Annotated in this window: 19 protein-coding genes; 8 read left to right on the top strand and 11 right to left on the bottom strand. The window is 72.5% G+C overall.

The window, feature by feature from the left end; translation table 11 throughout:
• Window positions 1-300 precede the first annotated feature (300 nt).
• A complete protein-coding gene (locus tag ABT245_RS02235; RefSeq protein ID WP_351727735.1) occupies window positions 301-774 on the bottom strand; it encodes a carboxymuconolactone decarboxylase family protein in 474 nt (157 codons plus the stop codon).
• Window positions 775-1,385: 611 nt separating this feature from the next.
• Here ABT245_RS02235 and ABT245_RS02230 point away from each other — a divergent pair.
• Together ABT245_RS02230 and ABT245_RS02225 are read left to right on the top strand one after the other, a co-directional pair.
• Window positions 1,386-1,604 carry a hypothetical protein gene (locus ABT245_RS02230; protein WP_502982054.1) on the top strand — a complete coding sequence of 73 codons (219 nt, stop codon included), beginning with the start codon at window positions 1,386-1,388 and terminating at the stop codon, window positions 1,602-1,604.
• A 186-nt stretch (window positions 1,605-1,790) separates the two neighbouring features.
• Entirely contained in the window at window positions 1,791-2,894 is a 1,104-nt protein-coding gene (locus ABT245_RS02225) for a baeRF2 domain-containing protein (protein WP_351727733.1), read from the top strand.
• A 42-nt stretch (window positions 2,895-2,936) separates the two neighbouring features.
• On the opposite strand, the gene ABT245_RS02220 is transcribed toward ABT245_RS02225, so the two are convergent.
• From ABT245_RS02220 to ABT245_RS02190, 7 genes are all read right to left on the bottom strand, one after another.
• A complete protein-coding gene (locus tag ABT245_RS02220; RefSeq protein ID WP_351727732.1) occupies window positions 2,937-3,233 on the bottom strand; it encodes a hypothetical protein in 297 nt (98 codons plus the stop codon).
• A 38-nt stretch (window positions 3,234-3,271) separates the two neighbouring features.
• Window positions 3,272-3,835, bottom strand: coding sequence for an RtcB family protein (locus tag ABT245_RS02215; RefSeq protein ID WP_351727731.1), 564 nt, complete (start codon window positions 3,833-3,835; stop codon window positions 3,272-3,274).
• Between the two features lie 50 nt (window positions 3,836-3,885).
• Window positions 3,886-4,338: an archease gene (locus ABT245_RS02210; RefSeq protein ID WP_351727729.1), complete on the bottom strand. Its 453-nt coding sequence runs from the start codon at window positions 4,336-4,338 to the stop codon at window positions 3,886-3,888.
• 123 nt (window positions 4,339-4,461) lie between these two features.
• Window positions 4,462-5,418, bottom strand: a complete 957-nt coding sequence (locus ABT245_RS02205; RefSeq protein WP_351727728.1) for a GAF domain-containing protein — start codon at window positions 5,416-5,418, stop codon at window positions 4,462-4,464.
• A gap of 201 nt (window positions 5,419-5,619) precedes the next feature.
• Window positions 5,620-6,225, bottom strand: coding sequence for an Rv1733c family protein (locus tag ABT245_RS02200; protein WP_502982053.1), 606 nt, complete (start codon window positions 6,223-6,225; stop codon window positions 5,620-5,622).
• 152 nt (window positions 6,226-6,377) lie between these two features.
• A complete protein-coding gene (locus ABT245_RS02195) occupies window positions 6,378-7,523 on the bottom strand; it encodes an RNA polymerase sigma factor (protein ID WP_351727726.1) in 1,146 nt (381 codons plus the stop codon).
• Window positions 7,520-7,939 (bottom strand): YciI family protein, encoded by a 420-nt coding sequence (locus ABT245_RS02190; protein ID WP_351727724.1) that lies wholly within the window; start codon window positions 7,937-7,939, stop codon window positions 7,520-7,522. The genes ABT245_RS02195 and ABT245_RS02190 overlap by 4 nt, the downstream gene beginning before the upstream one ends.
• A 302-nt stretch (window positions 7,940-8,241) precedes the next feature.
• On the opposite strand from ABT245_RS02190, the gene ABT245_RS02185 reads away from it, so the two are divergent.
• The 6 genes from ABT245_RS02185 to ABT245_RS02160 are packed head-to-tail and all read left to right on the top strand — an operon-like array spanning window position 8,242 to window position 14,001.
• Window positions 8,242-9,678, top strand: a complete 1,437-nt coding sequence (locus ABT245_RS02185) for an arsenate reductase/protein-tyrosine-phosphatase family protein (RefSeq protein WP_351727722.1) — start codon at window positions 8,242-8,244, stop codon at window positions 9,676-9,678.
• Between the two features lie 7 nt (window positions 9,679-9,685).
• Window positions 9,686-10,366: a nitroreductase gene (locus tag ABT245_RS02180; RefSeq protein WP_351727721.1), complete on the top strand. Its 681-nt coding sequence runs from the start codon at window positions 9,686-9,688 to the stop codon at window positions 10,364-10,366.
• Window positions 10,354-11,952 carry a hypothetical protein gene (locus ABT245_RS02175; protein WP_351727719.1) on the top strand — a complete coding sequence of 533 codons (1,599 nt, stop codon included), beginning with the start codon at window positions 10,354-10,356 and terminating at the stop codon, window positions 11,950-11,952. Before ABT245_RS02180 ends, ABT245_RS02175 begins: the two co-directional genes overlap by 13 nt.
• Entirely contained in the window at window positions 11,949-12,368 is a 420-nt protein-coding gene (locus ABT245_RS02170; RefSeq protein WP_351727718.1) for a hypothetical protein, read from the top strand. The genes ABT245_RS02175 and ABT245_RS02170 overlap by 4 nt, the downstream gene beginning before the upstream one ends.
• Window positions 12,365-12,778 (top strand): hypothetical protein, encoded by a 414-nt coding sequence (locus tag ABT245_RS02165; protein WP_351727717.1) that lies wholly within the window; start codon window positions 12,365-12,367, stop codon window positions 12,776-12,778. Before ABT245_RS02170 ends, ABT245_RS02165 begins: the two co-directional genes overlap by 4 nt.
• A complete protein-coding gene (locus ABT245_RS02160) occupies window positions 12,775-14,001 on the top strand; it encodes an acyl-CoA dehydrogenase family protein (RefSeq protein ID WP_351727715.1) in 1,227 nt (408 codons plus the stop codon). The genes ABT245_RS02165 and ABT245_RS02160 overlap by 4 nt, the downstream gene beginning before the upstream one ends.
• A 65-nt stretch (window positions 14,002-14,066) precedes the next feature.
• Here the strand turns inward: ABT245_RS02160 and ABT245_RS02155 are convergent, their stop codons facing one another.
• The 3 genes from ABT245_RS02155 to ABT245_RS02145 form a co-directional block, all read right to left on the bottom strand.
• Entirely contained in the window at window positions 14,067-15,086 is a 1,020-nt protein-coding gene (locus tag ABT245_RS02155; protein WP_351727714.1) for an MASE1 domain-containing protein, read from the bottom strand.
• Window positions 15,087-15,133: 47 nt separating this feature from the next.
• A complete protein-coding gene (locus tag ABT245_RS02150; RefSeq protein WP_351727712.1) occupies window positions 15,134-16,483 on the bottom strand; it encodes a PP2C family protein-serine/threonine phosphatase in 1,350 nt (449 codons plus the stop codon).
• Window positions 16,484-16,549: 66 nt separating this feature from the next.
• Window positions 16,550-16,834 carry a hypothetical protein gene (locus ABT245_RS02145; RefSeq protein WP_351727710.1) on the bottom strand — a complete coding sequence of 95 codons (285 nt, stop codon included), beginning with the start codon at window positions 16,832-16,834 and terminating at the stop codon, window positions 16,550-16,552.
• Window positions 16,835-16,875 lie beyond the last annotated feature (41 nt).

Raw genomic sequence — 16,875 nt, 5'->3', positions numbered from 1 at the left:
TCAAGGTCGAGGGCACCGAACCCGACCCCGTCCCCGGCAACAACAACTCCTGCGTCCCCACCGAGGTCCCCGCGGTCCCGGTCATCAACCCGGCCCTCGGCGGCGCAGCCGCCGCCGCAGCCCTCGGCGGCTTCCTCCTCATCCGCCGCCGCCGCACCACCGGAGCCGCCAGGTAACGGACCACCCACCCTCTGTCCGCTGGAACGATCGGTCCCTCCCTGGCAGCACAGGGAGGGACCGGTCGTTTCCGGCGCCGGCGGGTCCCCGGTGTCGGTGTCTGGTGTCGGTGTCTGGTGTCGGTCAGCCGAACTGGCCGGGCTGGTAGTCGCCGGCCGGCTGCCGGGTGATGACGTTGATGCGGTTGTAGGTGTTGATGACGGCGATGAGGGAGACCAGTGCGGTGAGCTGTTCCTCGTCGAAGTGCTTGGCGGCGTCGGCCCACGCCTCGTCGGTGACTCCGCCGGCCGCGTCCGCGATGCGGGTGCCTTGTTCCGCCAGTTCGAGGGCGGCGCGTTCGGCATCGGTGAAGACCGTGGCCTCGCGCCAGGCGGCGACCAGGTTGAGGCGTTGTGGGGTCTCGCCCGCGTGCGCGGCGTCCTTGCTGTGCATGTCGGTGCAGAAGCCGCAGCCGTTGATCTGGCTCGCGCGGAGCTTGACCAGCTCCTGTACGACGGTCGGCAGTGTTGAGTCCGCGACCGCCTTGTTGGCCGAGTTGAGGTGCTTGATCGCCTTTGCGCCGAGGGGGTGGCCGAAGTAGTCGAGGCGTGATTCCACGGTGGTCTCCTTGCCGTCTGCGTAGGGGAGGTACACCTGACTGACCGAGTGGCCGCGCGATGTGTGACAGGAGAGTTCACCGATGGCGGGCCCGTGCCCGATGTGTGGGCGCGGCTCGGCGACCGCACGCCGGTATGAGCCCGGCACACTGCCGACACCTTCGCTGTGGTGGGGGAGCGGCACCACGTCCGCTGCGGACCACGGCTGCCCGGCGCCGGCGCCGGCGTCGACCCGAACCGTCCGACCGTCTACGGCATCGGCCCACCGAGGATACGAGAGCCGCGCCGGCGGGAAGGAACCGTGCAGCCCGCCGCACGGCCCCGGCGCCCGTCACACTGCGCGGTCCGCCCGGCCGCCTGCGGGCCGCGGCCTGTTCGGCAGCGTTGCCGGGGAGAGGGAGGTGCCGCTCGTGGACGGTGCGGACGGGAATTTCGCAGGGCGCATGATCGAGCGGGGAACGGGATCGACGGGATGTCCCGTCGCCCGCGCAGGCGACGGCGTCTGGCAGGTGCGCGGGTACGACGAAGCCCGCGCCGTGCTGCGCCGACCACACCAACCTCGACGAGCGGGCCGTAGGCCCACGCCCGCAGTGCATTCGTCCCGGGCGCGCCGTGAACGACGGCGCCGGCTCGCCCGGACTGTCCTTCGGTGACGGCCCGCACAAGTGCCCCGGGGCCCATATCGCGCTCCTGGAGACGGACACCTTCCTCAGCAGGCTGTTCGCCCTGCCGGGACTGCGTATGGCGACCCCGCCCACGATCGGATTCATCGACGGCATAGCAAGCTACGTACTGCGCGACTGCGTAGTGGAGATCGACACCCCGGCCTGACCCCGCCCGGCTCCTCGTGGCCGATGCGCCGTCCCAGAGCCCGGTCGAGGTGGGCGAGGCGCGTCGGGCGGGCGCATCCTGGAGGGGGAGCGAGACGCCGCGCGCCGACCCGGTCGTGTCTCGATACGGCGGCATGCCGGGCGGGCGTGGCGGCATGCGGTGCCGAGAGCCCACTCGGGAGTGACCATGAGACTTTCCTTCCTCGAACCCCTGTACCAACAGCCGGGTCCTTTCGCGTCCGTCTATCTGGACACCTCTCGCGATGCCGCCGTCGACGACCCCGATGCCGCGATAGAGCTGCGCCGACGGCATCTTCGGGACGCTCTGACGGCCGAGGGAGCGGACCGGGACTCCATCACCGCGGTGGCGGACACGGTGGGCGGTGACACGGACGTCCCCGGCACCCACGGGCAGGCGGTGTTCACCGCGCACGGGCACCTGGCCCTGGCGGACGAACTGCCCGCTCCACCCGCACGGGACACCGCGCACTTCGGCACCCTGCCGGACACCATGCCGCTGATCGTCCAGCACGCGCCCGGCATCCCGTACCTGGCCGTGTACGTGCACTACACCGGCCGTCACGCCACCGACGCCGTCGGCACCGTACGGATCGACGCCGAGGCCGGCACCTGGCCGCTGACCCGGGTCACGCCCGGACACCGTCTCCACGAGCAGATCCCGGTGACCGACTGGCTGAACGCCGCCGCTGAGGTGGGCCGGGAACTGGAGGGCCACGCACGGCGCATCGACGTCGAGACGGTGGTCGTCGCGGGCGACGTCTGGGCGCGGGGCATCCTCGTCCGGCGGCTTCCGGTCTCCCTGCGCGGGCAGACCGTCACGGTCGCCGGCGTGGATGCGTCCCAGCCCGGACGGGCACTGCTGGAGGGGCAGCTCGACGACCTCTTCCGAGGGCGCATGGCCGCGCGCGACCGGGCGCTGCTCGGTGCCTTCCTCGCCGCGCGAGCCCATGGCGGAACGGCCGCGGAAGGTCTTGCCGCCGCCGTGTCGGCCCTGCAACGCGGCAGGGTCAGGGCCCTCTTCCTCAACAACCACCCGGAGTCGCCGCTGCGCCTGTGGATCGGCCCGGAACCGGGCCAACTCGCCCTCACCGAAGACGAACTGCGCGCCTACGGGATTCGGGAGGTCAGCGAAGAGCGGGCCGACGCGGCCCTGGCCCGCGCCCTCGTCGGTACGGGCGCCGAACTGGTCGTGGTGCCCGAGCGGGAGCTGCGGCTGCGGGAGGGTGTGGGCGTGCTGCTGCGCTACGGCGAACCCGCGTCCGGTGCCTGAACGGGCTCTGGGCAGGGGCAGGACGGCGGCTTCGGCCCGTGATCACAGGTGTGCCCACCGCTGCTCGCGCCGGGGAACGGTGGCGCCGCCGCCGGCCCGCACGGCGTTCACGACCGCCTGGTGCAGTCGGCGGCTCTCCTGCCGGGAGGGGCAGGGCAGCGGGCTTCCGGCCAGGGTGAACCACCGGGACGTGCCGCTGTACCGGACCTGCACATCGGCCCGCTTGCCGTCCCAGGTCGTGCGCACGGTCAGGTCCCCGGTGAGGATCCCCGTCCCGTCGGTGCGGGCGCCGCCCCGCCCCGTGAACACGCCCGTCGTCGTCCATGACGTCCCCACCATGGCCTTCGCCTTCCTCTCGCCTTCCTGTCCCGGGCCCCTCATCCCTTGAGGACGCCCAGCGGCACCAGGCGGGCCACGAGGCGCCCCAGGTCGTTGTGTTCGCTCGCCCGGACCACGGCATCGACGTCCTTGTACGCCTGCGGTGCCTCCTCGGTGACGCTGCGCCAGGAGGCGGGGCGCACCGCGACCCGCGCGTCGGCCAGCTCCAGGCGCAGCCGCCGACCGGACATCTCGCGGTGGGCGCGATGCCGGCTCCAGACGCGGCCGGCGCCGTGGCAGCAGGAGTCGAAGGCCCGATTGCCGGTGATGCCGGAGATGTCGAAGCCCACTCCGCCCGGCGAGACGACTCCGCCGCGGTCGATGTCGGTCGCGGCCACACCGCCGATCGGGAAGCCATAGCCCCAGTGGATGTCGGGCATGGCGTACGAGGCGCGGACGATGCCCGGGAGCGTGGCCACGTGGGCGACTTGGGCGAGGGCCTGGTCACCGGGCTCGTCCGGCAGCAGCGCGTGCGGCGCGAGAACGGCGCCGGGCACCCGCATGGCGCCGGTCCGTTCGATCCGGAACCGCCAGGGTCCCTGCGCCGTCAGCCGGATGTCCATGTCGGTGCGGCCTCCTCGGCGAGCCGTTCCGGCGCGGGAGCCGGACGACGTCACACATCCAGCGTCACCCGGCAGGCCCACCCGTGCGAGTCCGGGGCCAGCCTCAGCCCGTGCAGGGCCACGGCCTTGGGCACGGCCCCGGTCTGCGTGGCCGTCGAACTGCCGCACATCGTGCAGCGCACCCGCACTCCGCCCGGCTCCGGCGTCACCGCGACGTCCGACGGCAGCTCGTCCGCGACGTCCATGCGGTAGATGATCTCTTCGAGCACCCCGGCCAGGAGACGGTCGTCGTCCTCGGCGCACACCATGTACTGCCGTGCGGTGCCCGACGCGTCCGCGGGCAGTTCGGCGAAGCTGCCGACCATGCCGCGCACCGCCTCCGCGATGCATTCCTCGCGGGTCGGCGCCCAGGCCTCGACCCGCAGATCACCGGTGTGCGGAACGCTTCGATGACCGCACGGCGGCTGCCCCGGCCCGTGCCCGTGTCGTACCGGCACAGTCATGCGGCTCACCTCCACGGATGGGAACTGGCCCCTGGTCCTTCCACCGGTCCGCGCACCGAGACACCCGGCGCCGGCCACCGTCGGCAGGCACGCACGGTCGCGTCTTTTGGTGGCGCGACGGGGTCAGGCGCGGTGTGCGGGGGCATCCGTCTCGCCGGACCCTCGGCGAAGGCGTCTGGCCGTCGGCCCGGTTGCGGACTCCCGGTGCTCGCCGCGCACGCCGAGGTCGACGGCGGCCCGCTGCATCGAGCGGATCATCCCGTCCAGTTCCTCGATACCGGCCCGGACGCGCTGGGCCGCGAAGTCGTCGGTGATCCGGGGCAGGGCACCGGCGAGGCTCAGTCCCGCCGAGAAGATCCGGTTGATCGTGTCGGACAGGATCCGGCTCATGAGCGGGTCCGTCAGCGCCTGGTCGGGAACGCACCGGGCGAGGGGTGTCGCGTCGTGCCGCAGACCCGGGGGCACACCGTCGGCGGACGGGCCGCGCAGCCACCGGCCGATGGACTCACCCGCGAGGAGGCCGTAGAGCCGCATGATCCGGAGGCTGTGCTCGGACGGCTGACCGGGCTCCGACATATGTGTCGAGACCACGCCGACCAGTCGCCCCACACAGTCGACCAGCGGTGTGGACTGAACGGCCCGTACCCCGGCGGTACGGAAGATCCCTTCGTGCGGTGCCATGTCAGGGGCGGCGAGGACATCGGCCACGACCGCCTGGGCGCCCTGCCGGGCGGCTCGTCCGCATACGCAGTGCTCGCCCTGCACCACAGCGAAGTGGTCGAGGAACCCGGGGCCGAAGCCGCACTGGGTGACCAGGACGAGCGAGCCGTCGCTCAGGTCGACGACCTGGACGTTCCCGAAGTCGGCGCCCGCGAGGGCCATGGCCGTCCGTACGACACGCACGAGTACCAGGGCCAGATGCGGGGCGTCGCGCAGTTCCGCCGCCGCATCCTGCAACTGCCGCAGGGCGGACGGGTCATCCAGGGCGAGGGAGACACATGTGCCGAGCTGATCGGCCCGCACGGCGTCCGCCACCACGCCGGCCGGCCGCGGTGACGTCGCACGGTAGGAAACCGTCACATGCTCCAGCGGGCCTGCGAGAATCTGAGAACGATCCGGCAGCATGGCACCACGCCCTCGCTCGGGTGCTCTCGCGGACACCAGCAGCTTACGTCCCCGGTGCCGCCCGGGACAGTCGGCCAGACCCGTCCCGTGGCCATGGCCCGAGGCCCGGCCGGCGGACAGGCGGACGGCCCCGGCCGCCGCCGGTCGCCCGGCCCGTCACCGGCGAAAGCGTGCGGTCCACAGGGGTTCCACCAGGTCCCGTTCGGCGTCCCACTGCGCATACCTCCGCCGGTCCAGGGCCACACGCAGGACCGCCCGCGCCGCGCAGCAACCGGCGGCCACACCGACTCCCGCCACGCCGCCCACGAACCAGCCGTTGGACCTCGCGGCGAGCGTGCTCATCGGTGGGCCGGTGGTCCTTCCGTGCCGGTCCACCCACACCCGCACGGTGGCGCCCCTGGGTGTTCCGGACTCCACGAGCGCGGTTCCCGCCCTCGCCCTGCCGTCGGCGTCGGTCCAGCGGACGAGCGCGGGCTGCCGCCCCGTTGCCGGATCGCCCCGGACGTCCGATGCCAGGCGGGTCGCGACCTCGTGCCGTTCGGCCGCCTGCGCCGTCACGGTGCGCATCGACACCTCGTACGCCGCCTGTCCCGCGCTGAACGCGGCCACGGGCACTCCGAGGACGAGGACGACCATCAGGACCCGGCGGAACCAGCATTCGAGTCTGTCGGACGCGCGTCCGAGGGGGTTCGCCCCCCGAGGTGCCCACGGTCTGCGTGGCGGTGGCGGACCGGACGTGTCAGACGAATCCGGTGTGCTCATGTGTCGGCCTCCAGCACGTCACCGGCCCCTTCACCCCCTCGCTACCACTGTCGGACGGCGGCACACTTCGCTTCCAGGGCCGAAGGTCCCCGCAGGGCCGGCTGGACGGGTCAGATGCACGACCTGAAGACAGCCCTGTGCGGCGCCACCCGTCAGCGGCTCCGGCGGGAGTTGAGCCGGGCGGCCTGGCGGGTCAGATGGTCGCGCTCGGCCGCATTGGGTGCCTTTCGGGCCGCCTCGACGTACAGCCGTGCCGCCGTCGCCGGGTCACCGTCGCGCTCGTGGAGGTACGCCGCCACCGCCGCATGGCGTGGCAGCGCGGGGTCCAGGGCCGCGAGCGCCGCAAGGCCCGCGCGCGGCCCGTCGGCCTCGCCGACGGCGACGGCGCGGTTGAGCCGGACGACCGGGCTGTCGGTCAGGCGCGCGAGCTCGTCGTACCACTCGACGATCTGCACCCAGTCGGTCTCCTCGGCGGTGGGCGCGTCGGCGTGCAGCGCCGCGACGGCCGCCTGGGCCTGGAACTCGCCCAGCCGGTCACGGGCGAGAGCGGCCTGCAAGATCGCGACGCCCTCGGCGATCGACGCGGTGTCCCACCGGCCGCGGTCCTGCTCGGCGAGCGGGATCAGGCTGCCGTCGGGCGCGGTCCGGGCGGCCCGCCGGGCGTGGTGGAGCAGCATGAGGGCGAGCAGCCCGGCCACTTCGGGGTGGTCGATCGCGGCCGCGAGCTGCCGGGTGAGCCGGATGGCCTCGGCGGCGAGGTCGATGTCGCCCGAGTAGCCCTCGTTGAAGACCAGATACAGGACGCGCAGCACGGTGGCGACGTCGCCGGGCTGGTCGAACCGCACGCGGGAGACGGTGCGCTTGGCCCGGCTGATGCGCTGCGCCATGGTCGCCTCGGGCACCAGGTAGGCCTCGGCGATCTGCCGGGTGGTCAGCCCGCCGACGGCGCGCAGGGTGAGCGCGACCGCGGACGACGACGTCAGTGACGGGTGGGCACACAGGAAGTAGAGCTGGAGCGTGTCGTCCACCGCGGGCGCCGGCCCAGGGGCCGGCTCCTCCTCGACGCGGTCCTCACGCCGGCGGCGGGCGGTGTCCGCCCTGGTCGCGTCGAGGAACCGGCGCCAGGCCACGGTGACCAGCCAGCCCTTCGGGTCCCGCGGCGGGTCGTCAGGCCACACGCGGACCGCCTCGACCAGCGCGTCCTGCACGGCGTCCTCGGCCGCCGCGAAGTCGGCTCCGCGGCGGACGAGGATCGCGAGCACACTCGGCGTGAGGCTCCTCAGCAGGGCCTCGTTCATCGAAGATGGCACTCCGTGATGGTGGGCGGCGCGGCCAGGAACGGGCGCACCTCCAGCCACTCGTGGATCGGCTTCCCGCCGGCACCGGGCGCGGCCGACAGCTCCCCGGCCAGCTCGATGGCGCGCTCGTAGCTGTCGACGTCGATCACCATCCAGCCGGCGATGAGGTCCTTGGTCTCGGCGAACGGGCCGTCGGTGACCGGCGGGCGCCCCTCACCGTCGTACCGGACGAACGTCCCCTCCGGGGCGAGCGCCTGACCGTCGACGTACTCGCCGGTCCCTTCGAGCCGGGCCGCGAAGTCCTGCATGAACTGCACATGTGCCGAGATCTCCTGCGGCGTCCACCGGTCCATCGGTACGTCGTTGACCGCCGCCGGAGCGCCGCGGTAGTGCTTGAGCAGCAGGTACTTGGCCATCGTGTGTCTCCTCGGTGCTGGTGCGACCCATTGTGGTCACATTCACCGCTGGGACGGAGCCGGTGCGGGAATCTCGACATCGCCGTCCGAACTTTTTCCGGCCCTCGTCCCGCGATGGCTGCCCGCGGCCGTCGGCGGTAGCCTTTTCGAAGGCGTATGTGACCGAACAGTCGAGGCTCGCACCCTCCAAGACCTTCGACATCCCGGGCCCCGCGGTGTTCGAACCCTGATGTTCGACCGGTAATGGGATTCACATGGGCTGGCTGACCTTTGGATACTTCGTAGCGTATATTCCCTACGCCATGCTGGTGAAGGCTCTCGCCAGCGGGGTGACCCCGCTGTCGTCCCAGCCGGTCAGCGGCTACGAGATGCTGCCCGCGGCCGTCCTCGGGCAGCTTGTCGCGATGGTGCTGTTCGTGTGCGTGACGGGCCGGTGGCGGCACATGCGGCGCATCGGGATCGGCGGGCGCCGGATTCCGATGGCGGGGCGGGAGACACTGGCGGCCGGCTTCTTCACGTCGCTCATCATCGGTGCCACCACGATGAACTACACCTTTGCCGGCGTCTCCATCCTGTTCATGCTGTTGCTGATGCGGGGCGGGGTCCTCATCCTCTCCCCGTTGATCGATGTGTCCGACGGCCGCCCGGTCATGAAGCACTCCTGGTCGGCGCTGCTGCTCAGCCTGATCGCGGTCTCGGTCGCTCTCGGTGATGTGAACAGCTACCACCTCACCCTGGCCGCCGTGCTGAGCGTCCTCGTCTACCTGGTCGGCTACCTCGGCCGGTTCGACATCATGAGCCGAGTCGCCAAGAACGGTGTCGTCGCAACGGACCGGCGGTTCTTCGTGGAGGAACATGTCGCGGCACCGGTCTGGCTGGCCGTGCTGCTGGGCGCCGGGGCACTGGCCGGGCAGCCACAGCTGGCCGCGGGTTTCACCACGTTCCTCGCCACACCCGCCGCGTTGGGCGCGGCGGGCATAGGAGTGGCCTACGAGGTGCTGTTCGTCTTCGCTTCGCTGATCTACCTCGACCGGCGCGAATACACCTGGGGAGTGCCGGCCTGGGCGTTCGCCAGCCTGATGTCCGGCCTGGTCGCCTCCTACGCGCTCGCATGGCTCGCCGGGCTCGTGGCTCCGGGGAGCAGCCAGCTCATCGCGCTCGCGTTCGGCGTCGGCGCGGCCGCGGCCCTGGCCTGGCCGTCGGCGGCCCTGTGGTGGCGAACCCGCGGCACCGGCGCGGCATGCCGGGTGCTGTTCGTCTGCGGCGGGAACACCTGCCGCTCGCCCATGGCGGAGGTCATCGCATGGGCCCAGGCCGCGGAGGCGGGCATCGTACATGTCTTCCGTTTCTCCAGCGCGGGTGTCGCCACGCCGCTGCCCGCACATTCGATGGCGCTCGGTGCCCGGTTGGCGCTCGCCGACCTCGGGCTGCGACGGGTGCCGGGCCGGGGAAACCCCCGCCGTCACCGCGCGCGCCCGGTCAACCCGGAACTGTGCCTGGTCAGCTCCGTCATCTACTGCATGACCGGAGCCCATCGCGACAGGGTGATCGCCCTGGTGCCCGAGGCCGAGGGCCGTACCCTCCGGCTGGACCCGTACGGCGACATACCCGATCCGGAGGGGCAGTCCCCGGAGGCGTACCGGCAGTGCGCGCAGCACATCCAGCGCTCCGTCCAGGTCCGCTTGCGCGAGCTGGCCGAGTCCTACGCCCCCCGCCGCACCACGTCGGGACGGGGGTGAGGCAGGGATGACCCATGGGCTTTGCGACGGACTGTCCCTGATCACCGCCCGCCACTGCAAGCGGGCCTTTCTGGACCAGGTGGTGCCGAAGGACGACCTGGCGGAGGTGTTCCTCGCCGCCGGTCACGCGCCGTCGAGCCGCAACACCCAGATGTGGCAGGTGACGGTGGTGACCGGCGGCACCCTCAAGGCGCTGGTGGACGCCCTGTGCGAGGCGTTCGACCGTGGTGACCCGCCCCGCCCGGACTGTGCCGGCCGGCCGGCGTCGCTCGACGAGGCCGTCGAGCGACGCGCCGAACAGGCCGTGACCGGGGTGCTGTCGGCCAAGGGACACACCGTCTGGGACCGCGCCGCCGCCCGGGCGCACCTCCGTGACAATCTGCGCTTCTACGGGGCTCCCACCGCCCTGGTCTGCGATCTGCCCCGCAACGCGGTGCCGGGCACCTTCCTGGAGCTGGGCCTCTTCCTGCAGAACATCATGCTCGCACTGGTGGCCAGGGGGCTCGGCAGCTGTCCGCAGTTCAGCGTCGCCGGGTACGGAGATGTGCTCCGAGCGCATCTGGGAATCCCCCCTGACCGGCTCGTCGTATGCACCATGGCTGTCGGCTACGCGGACGAGACAGCCCCGGTCAATCGGTTCGTCCCACGGCGAGCCGGTCTGGAGGAGTACGTCCAGTGGCGCGAGTGACGAGCGGATACGGAGCCACCCTCGGGCGTCGGGCCCGGCTGGTCGCGGTGGCCGCCGAACCGGAAGACCTCGCCGCCCGTTCGCTGCGCGGCCTCGCCGCGGTGGCGGACGAACTGGAGGTCCGCGCCGATCTGGTCGGCGACCCCGATCCGTCCCGGCTGCGCCGGCACTTCGCGGGGCAGCTGACCTACAGCCTGCGCTCGGCGCGACAGGGCGGGCGCTCGGCTGTCGGCCCGGTGGAACGGCGCACCCGGCTGCTGCGCGCGGCCGACCACTACGAACGGGTCGACCTCGAGGCGATGGACGACGTGTGCCCGGAACTGCTGGCGGCCATCCCGGTCCGGCAGCGGCGTCTCACCTGGCACGCGTCCGCGACCGCGGGCAGGGCCGAGGGCGCGGGGCTGCGGGAGGCGGCACGCAGACTCCGGGAGCGGTTCGCCGCGATGTCCGCCGTACCGGCGGCGCTGTACCTCCTCGCGCCGCGGTCGGGCGCGCAGTACGGGTCCGCCGCCCCGCTGCTGCTCGCCGGGCTCGGACGCACCGACGTCACGGCGTTCGCGTCCGGTCCCGCCGGCCTGTGGACCCGGGTGCTGGCGCCGTGGCTCGGAGCGCCCGTCGTCTACGGCCGGGTCGGTGCGCCGGGCGCCGACGGCATGCCGAGCGTGGACCGGCTCCGGTCCGACTACGGCCTGCCCGCGCTGGCTCCGCTCAGCGCCCTGCTCGGCATCGCCGGGCGCGCCCCGGGCGGGTCGTTGTCGCCCCGGCTGCACAACGCGGCGCTGCGGGAGCTGCGACTGCCCGCGCTGTACCTGCCCTTTCAGGTGGACAGATTCCCCCACTTCTGGCAATGGGGCACCGACTTCGGCGCGCTGGGCGGGCTGCCCCTGCGCGGCCTGACCGTGACCGCCCCGCACAAGGAGAGCGCGCTCCAGGCGGCCGACGTCGCCGACCCGGAGGCGCTCGGCAGTGGCGCGGCCAATCTGCTGTGGCTCGACGCCGGGCGCTGGCGGGCGGCCACCACCGACACCGTGGGTGCCCTGCGTGCCCTCGCCCTGCACGGAGTCGACCCGAGCGGCCGCAAGGCCGCCGTCATCGGCTGTGGCGGCGGCGGACGGGCCGTCGCCTGGGCCCTGCGCGCGGCCGGAGCCAGGGTGACCCTGGTCAACCGCGGGGCGGCCCGCGGCCGGGAAGCCGCCGCGCGGCTCGGACTTCCCTACCTGCCGCTGTCCGGGTTCTCCCCGGCCGGATACGACCTGCTCACCCACGCCACACCCCAGGTGGAGCGGGAGCCGTTCCCGGTCGCCGCGGCCGACTGGGACGCGGTGGTGCTGGAGATGGCCTACCGCGACCCGCCGACCGCGCTCACCCGCGCCACCCGGGCCCGCGGTCTGCTCGACATCGACGGCTGGCAGGTCCTTTCCGTCGAAGTACGGGAGCAGTTCCGGCTGATGACGGGCCATCAGATGCCCGAGACGCCGCCCCTGCGCTCCCTGGACCGCGGGTCCGCCGAGCAGGCCGCCGTCCACGGCCCCACCGCGTCGGGGGGACCGGCACCGACACACCGCACGGGGCGGGAGACACCATGACAACCCGTCCGACAGCCCCGTCCGGACCGCCCGCACCCGGCCCGCCCGGCACACCGGATGTGTCGGCACTGCTGGGGGAATGGGTCAACACCGACCGGCACACCACGAAGGGCGCCCGCCTGCTGAACGTGACGCGGCAGGACGAAGGCGTGTGCGTCAGGGCTTTCGGGGCCGGCCGCCCACAGCCGGGCGACTGGGGTGCGGCACCGGCGGTCCTGTACACCCCGCCGGGCACGCCGTCGGTCGCCTGGGCGTTCTGCGTCGGCTACGACATCGGCGCGCTGCGCACCGTCGTGTGCGCCTACCACAAGACGGGCATCCTGATCGCGACCACGGCCACCGTCTTCAGCGGCGATGGGCGGGGCGCCGACCACTGGGCCCGCTCGTTCTTCCACCGGACGGAGGCGCGGGCATGACGGCGCACCCGGTCGATCCGGCGCCGCTGGCAGGCGACTGGGTCAACTTCGACACCACGGCCACCGGCATCGACCTGGTCGGTGCCGCGGTCGACGGCGGCCGGCTCATGCTGCGGATCACTGAACGAGGCGATCCGAAGACCTCACAGGCAACACCGGAACCGGAGACCACGCCGGTCACCGGCGCCGTGCTGCCCGCGGTGCCGCTGGCCGATGACATCGACGCGTCCGAGGCCGTCGCCTTCCTCGCCGAAGGCCCGCTCGGCTCCCGGCAGGTCGTCCTCGTCGGCTATCTCAACCGCGGCCTGCTGACCATCGACGTCCACACCGTCCACCCCGCCCACGCGCGGATGCCCAACGTGATGTACCGCGCCCACTTCTACCGCCTGGAAGGGCCCACCCCGACATGACCGACGACCTGTTCCGAACCGCCGCGTCGGTCCGCGACGCGGCGATCGGAGACGACCGGGCTGTTCTCGCCACCGCGGCCAAGCTCGCCGCGGACAGATTTGCCGCCCGCGCCGAGGAGTACGACCGCAAGGCCGTCTTCCCCGCCGAGGATTTCGACGACCTGTTCGCCGGCGGATTCCTGGGCGTCACCGTGCCCCGGGAGTACGGGGGCCTGGGCTACGGCCCCCGGCAGCGCCACACCCTGCCCCTGTGGGAGATGACCACCGCGCTGGCCAAGGCCGATCTGTCGCTGGCCCGTTGCTGGGAGGGGCACGCCAACGCACTGGTCCTCATCGACGCCCTGGCCACCCCGGAGCAGAAGCGACGCTGGTTCGCCGGCGTGGTGGAACACGGGGACAAATGGGCCGCCTGGAGCGGCGAACCGCAGGCCCCGAAGCCGGGCGAGAGACTCAGCTTCGGCACCACGCTGGTGCCCGTCCACGACGGCTGGATCCTCCATGGCGGCAAGGCGTTCGCCACCAGCGCCACCGGAGCACAGTGGGCGATCCTGCTCGTCGATCCCGCCACCCCCGGCGGAGCCCGCCGGACCCGGGAGGTCCACGGGAGGCTCCTGCTGCTCGCCTGCGACCTGTCCGATCCGACCGTGACCGTGGATGCCTCCTGGTGGGACCCCGTCGGCATGCGCGCGACGGTCAGCCACGCGGTGCGCTTCAACGACACCTTCATTCCGCGCGAACACGTCATCGGCGGCCCCGGCGGCTACTTCGAGGGGCAATGGCAGACCGCTTTCGTTCCCCATTACGCGGCGAGCTTCCTCGGCGGTGCCCTCGGCGCCTACGAGTACGGGCTCGCCTATCTGAAGCGGCAGGGCAAGAGCAAAGACCCCTATGTGCAGCAACGGGTGGGCAGCATCGCGGTCAATGTGCAGACCGCCCGCCTCTGGCTGCGCCATGTGGCCGGTCTGTGGGACGAGGGCAGGCTCGACGAGGCCCGGATCGCCGGGGACAGGGCCTGGCATCTGATCGCGCGTACGACCCGGGAAACCGTCCATCACGTCATCCAGGTGTGCGGCGCCCGCAGCCTGGTCCGCCCCAGCCCGGTGGAGCGGATCCTGCGTGACCTGACGTTCTATCAGCTCCATGACGTCGGCGATCATGTACTGGCCACCATAGGGCGGGCCGAGCTGGGCGAGCCGTACGACCCGTCCTTCCACACGCTCTGAGACGAGCCGTCCGCTCCGCACGGCGTCAGCGTCGCGGCCCGTCCGGCGATGTCGCGGTCGGGTGATCATGGCGGTCGGGTTCGTCCGGCGCGGTCGTCTTGGCCGCCTTGGTCGTCGTGCCCGAGCGGCAAGGGGCCGCCGACGTCGGGCCCGGTCCTTGCCGCCAGCTCGGCGAGCCGCGTACAGGCCTGCTCGATCTTCTCGTGGGCCTGGTCGCGTTCGGTGATCGCCGCGGCGAGCAGCAGCGCGGTCAGCGCGACGGCACCGTTGAACGCCTGCAGAGCGATCATGTTGACCAGCAGCCCGTGTCCGGCGAACGGCCCTGTTCTGCGGGTGGCGGCGAGGATCGCGAAGGTCGACACGGCCAGCGCGCACGGAGCCGCCCCGCTGCGCTGGAAGCGGAAGGCGGCCCAGATGAGCACCGGGAAGGCGAGGAAGATCAGCGGCGCGGGAGACGTTTCGAGGACGGCGACGGCGGCGGTGGCCACGACGAGCAGAGAGCCCTCCGCCCACCGGGACCGCGGCACGGCCTTCGGCCTGCGCGCCGAGCGGAGCACGAGGATGACCGGGGTGACCATGAGCACGCCCATCGCGTCGCCGGTCCACCAGACCCACCACGTCAGCCAGAATCTGTCGTCGGGCAGCGCGCCGGCGAAGTGGAGCGTGACACTGCCGACCGTCGCGCTGATGAGCATGCCGGCGAACGCGCCCAGCAGGATCAGCCCGAGGACGTCCCGCAAACGGTTCGTGTCGGTGCGGAATCCGGCTCGACGCAGCAGCGCCCAGGAGCAGAGCGGCCCGAGTGTGTTGCCCGCCGTGATCGCGAGCACGGCGGGCAGCGAAGGGCCGAGCGAGATGTTGATCAGGAACGCGCCGAGTGCGATCCCCGGCCAGACCCGCGTTCCGAGCAGCAGCAGACCGGCCACCGCGATGCCCGTCGGCGGCCACAGGGGCGTGACCTGGCCGCGCACGAGCGGCTCGAGCAGGCCCAGCCTGCCCGAGGCGTAATACAGCGCGGCGACCACACAGATCTCCAGCGCGGTGCTGCCCCGGCGCCGGAGCATGTCACGGGATGCGACGCTCATCGGGAGGTCACTTCCTCCGTCCGGCCCCGTACTTCATCATCCGCCGCTCACCCCGGATGCACCACCGCCTCGCTCGCCCGGGTGTCCCCCGCAGGGGTGCGCAGGGCGAGGATCGCCATGTCGTCGTGCCCGTCGCTGGGGTGGCGGTCGGCCAGGGTCTGCACGAAGTCCCGCAGGGGCAGCGCGGCGTGGGCACCGGCCAGCGCGGCCAGTTCGTCCAGGCTTTCGTCGAGGGGGTGATCGGGGTGTTCGATGAGCCCGTCGGTGAAGAAGACCATGGTGGTGCCCGGCGGCAGGGCATGGGTGTGGTCGGGTCGCGGCTGCCCGCTGCTGACGTTGAGCGGTAGTCCGGGCTCGGCGAACAGGTATTCCGTCCGCCGGTCGGGGCCGATCAGCAAAGGCGGGAGGTGGCCGGCGCTGCTCCAGTGCAGCCGCCAGGCATGCCCCGCGGGTTCGACGCGCGCCAGGCTGATGGTGGTGACCGGGTTGTCGGTGATGGACTCGAGCGTGCGGTCGAGCTGGACCAGGCACGCGCTGGGCGGAGTGCACTGCTCGAACAACAGGGCGCGCAGCATGTTACGGGTGGAGGCCATGGCGGCCGCGGCCTGCAGATCGTGGCCGACCACGTCGCCGATGACGATCGCCACCGCACCGTCGGGCAGCAGGATCGCGTCGTACCAGTCCCCGCCGACCCGGTTGGGCTCGGCGGCGGGCCGGTAGATCGCCGCGGCCTCGAACGGGCGCAGATCGGGCAGGGTCGGCAGCAACAGCCGCTGGAACTGCTCGGATCCGGCGCGGACCTGCTCGAAGAGGCGGACGTTGTCCACGGCGATGCCGGCGGCGCTGGCCAGGGCGACGACGACGTTCTCGTCGTGGACGTCGAAGGGGCGTCCGTCGCGTCGCTCCGACAGATAGAGACCGCCGTAGATCTTGCCGCGGACGTCGATGGCGACGCCGAGCAGGGTGCGCGTGGCCGGGTGACCGGGTGGGAACCCGGCCGAGGCCGGGTGGGAGGGGACGCGGTCGATCCGTAGCGGCTCGGGGTGACGGATCGGGTCCCCGAGGACCCCCAGGCCACAGGGAAGTCCCACCCCGGCCAGGGCGGCACGCTCCTCGTCCGACAGTCCGGCGGCGACGAACTGCCCGAACTTCTCGCCCGACTCGTCGAGTACTCCCAGCGCCCCGTACCGGGCGCCGACCAGTTCCATGGCCGTGGTCACGATGCGGCGCAGCACCGCAGGCAGCTCCACCTCCCGGGTGATCGCCACCACGGCGTCCAGCAGGCCCTGAACCCGTTCCTTGGCGGCGGCCAGGGCACGCAACTGCTCCTCGATCCGGCCCAGCTCGGTATCGAGACGCCCCAGCAGCTCGGGGTGGCGCTCAGATGGCACATCCATCACTTCCGATTCCACTGCCTCGCGGCTCCCGTTCAACCTCGCCCCGCACCGTGCGGGCAGACGCGGTCACAGGCCGGTGTCGTCCCCGTGGCTCGGGAGCCGGCCGACGAGGCCGGATCCCTGTTCCCGCGGACCACCGCGCAGGGACTGCTCGGCGGATGACTCGCGCGGCATGCGGACCTGGATGGACCGGCTGCCGTAGCGGATCGCGTGGGTGATCAGCTCGCTGAGGATCAGTTCGATGGCATACCCGGTCTCCTCCCGTCCCCAGGCGTCCAGGATGCGGCCGCGGTCGGCGGGGATCGGGGCCGCCGCTGCGGGAGCGCAGGTGACGCCCCACTCGGCGACCACCTGGTCCCGGGCCTACAGCCGGGCGGGGGCCGGCGGGGGCG

The organism is Streptomyces sp. NPDC001508 (assembly GCF_040298665.1).
In the GTDB taxonomy this organism is placed as follows: Bacteria; Actinomycetota; Actinomycetes; order Streptomycetales; family Streptomycetaceae; genus Streptomyces.
Note: the sequence above shows the minus strand (reverse complement) of the source record. Positions and strands in the feature narration are given on the sequence as shown.

Excerpts from the sequence above, each read along its gene's own strand:
- ABT245_RS02215 (WP_351727731.1), bottom strand. The coding sequence starts at position 3,835 with ATGGACATCCGGCTGACGGCGCAGGGACCCTGGCGGTTCCGGATCGAA.
- ABT245_RS02190 (WP_351727724.1), bottom strand. The coding sequence starts at position 7,939 with ATGGCCAAGTACCTGCTGCTCAAGCACTACCGCGGCGCTCCGGCGGCG.
- ABT245_RS02195 (WP_351727726.1), bottom strand. The coding sequence starts at position 7,523 with ATGAACGAGGCCCTGCTGAGGAGCCTCACGCCGAGTGTGCTCGCGATC.
- ABT245_RS02180 (WP_351727721.1), top strand. The coding sequence starts at position 9,686 with ATGACCCATGGGCTTTGCGACGGACTGTCCCTGATCACCGCCCGCCAC.
- ABT245_RS02165 (WP_351727717.1), top strand. The coding sequence starts at position 12,365 with ATGACGGCGCACCCGGTCGATCCGGCGCCGCTGGCAGGCGACTGGGTC.
- ABT245_RS02225 (WP_351727733.1), top strand. The coding sequence starts at position 1,791 with ATGAGACTTTCCTTCCTCGAACCCCTGTACCAACAGCCGGGTCCTTTC.
- ABT245_RS02210 (WP_351727729.1), bottom strand. The coding sequence starts at position 4,338 with ATGACTGTGCCGGTACGACACGGGCACGGGCCGGGGCAGCCGCCGTGC.
- ABT245_RS02220 (WP_351727732.1), bottom strand. The coding sequence starts at position 3,233 with ATGGTGGGGACGTCATGGACGACGACGGGCGTGTTCACGGGGCGGGGC.
- ABT245_RS02155 (WP_351727714.1), bottom strand. The coding sequence starts at position 15,086 with ATGAGCGTCGCATCCCGTGACATGCTCCGGCGCCGGGGCAGCACCGCG.
- ABT245_RS02150 (WP_351727712.1), bottom strand. The coding sequence starts at position 16,483 with ATGGATGTGCCATCTGAGCGCCACCCCGAGCTGCTGGGGCGTCTCGAT.
- ABT245_RS02170 (WP_351727718.1), top strand. The coding sequence starts at position 11,949 with ATGACAACCCGTCCGACAGCCCCGTCCGGACCGCCCGCACCCGGCCCG.
- ABT245_RS02160 (WP_351727715.1), top strand. The coding sequence starts at position 12,775 with ATGACCGACGACCTGTTCCGAACCGCCGCGTCGGTCCGCGACGCGGCG.
- ABT245_RS02185 (WP_351727722.1), top strand. The coding sequence starts at position 8,242 with ATGCTGGTGAAGGCTCTCGCCAGCGGGGTGACCCCGCTGTCGTCCCAG.
- ABT245_RS02200 (WP_502982053.1), bottom strand. The coding sequence starts at position 6,225 with ATGAGCACACCGGATTCGTCTGACACGTCCGGTCCGCCACCGCCACGC.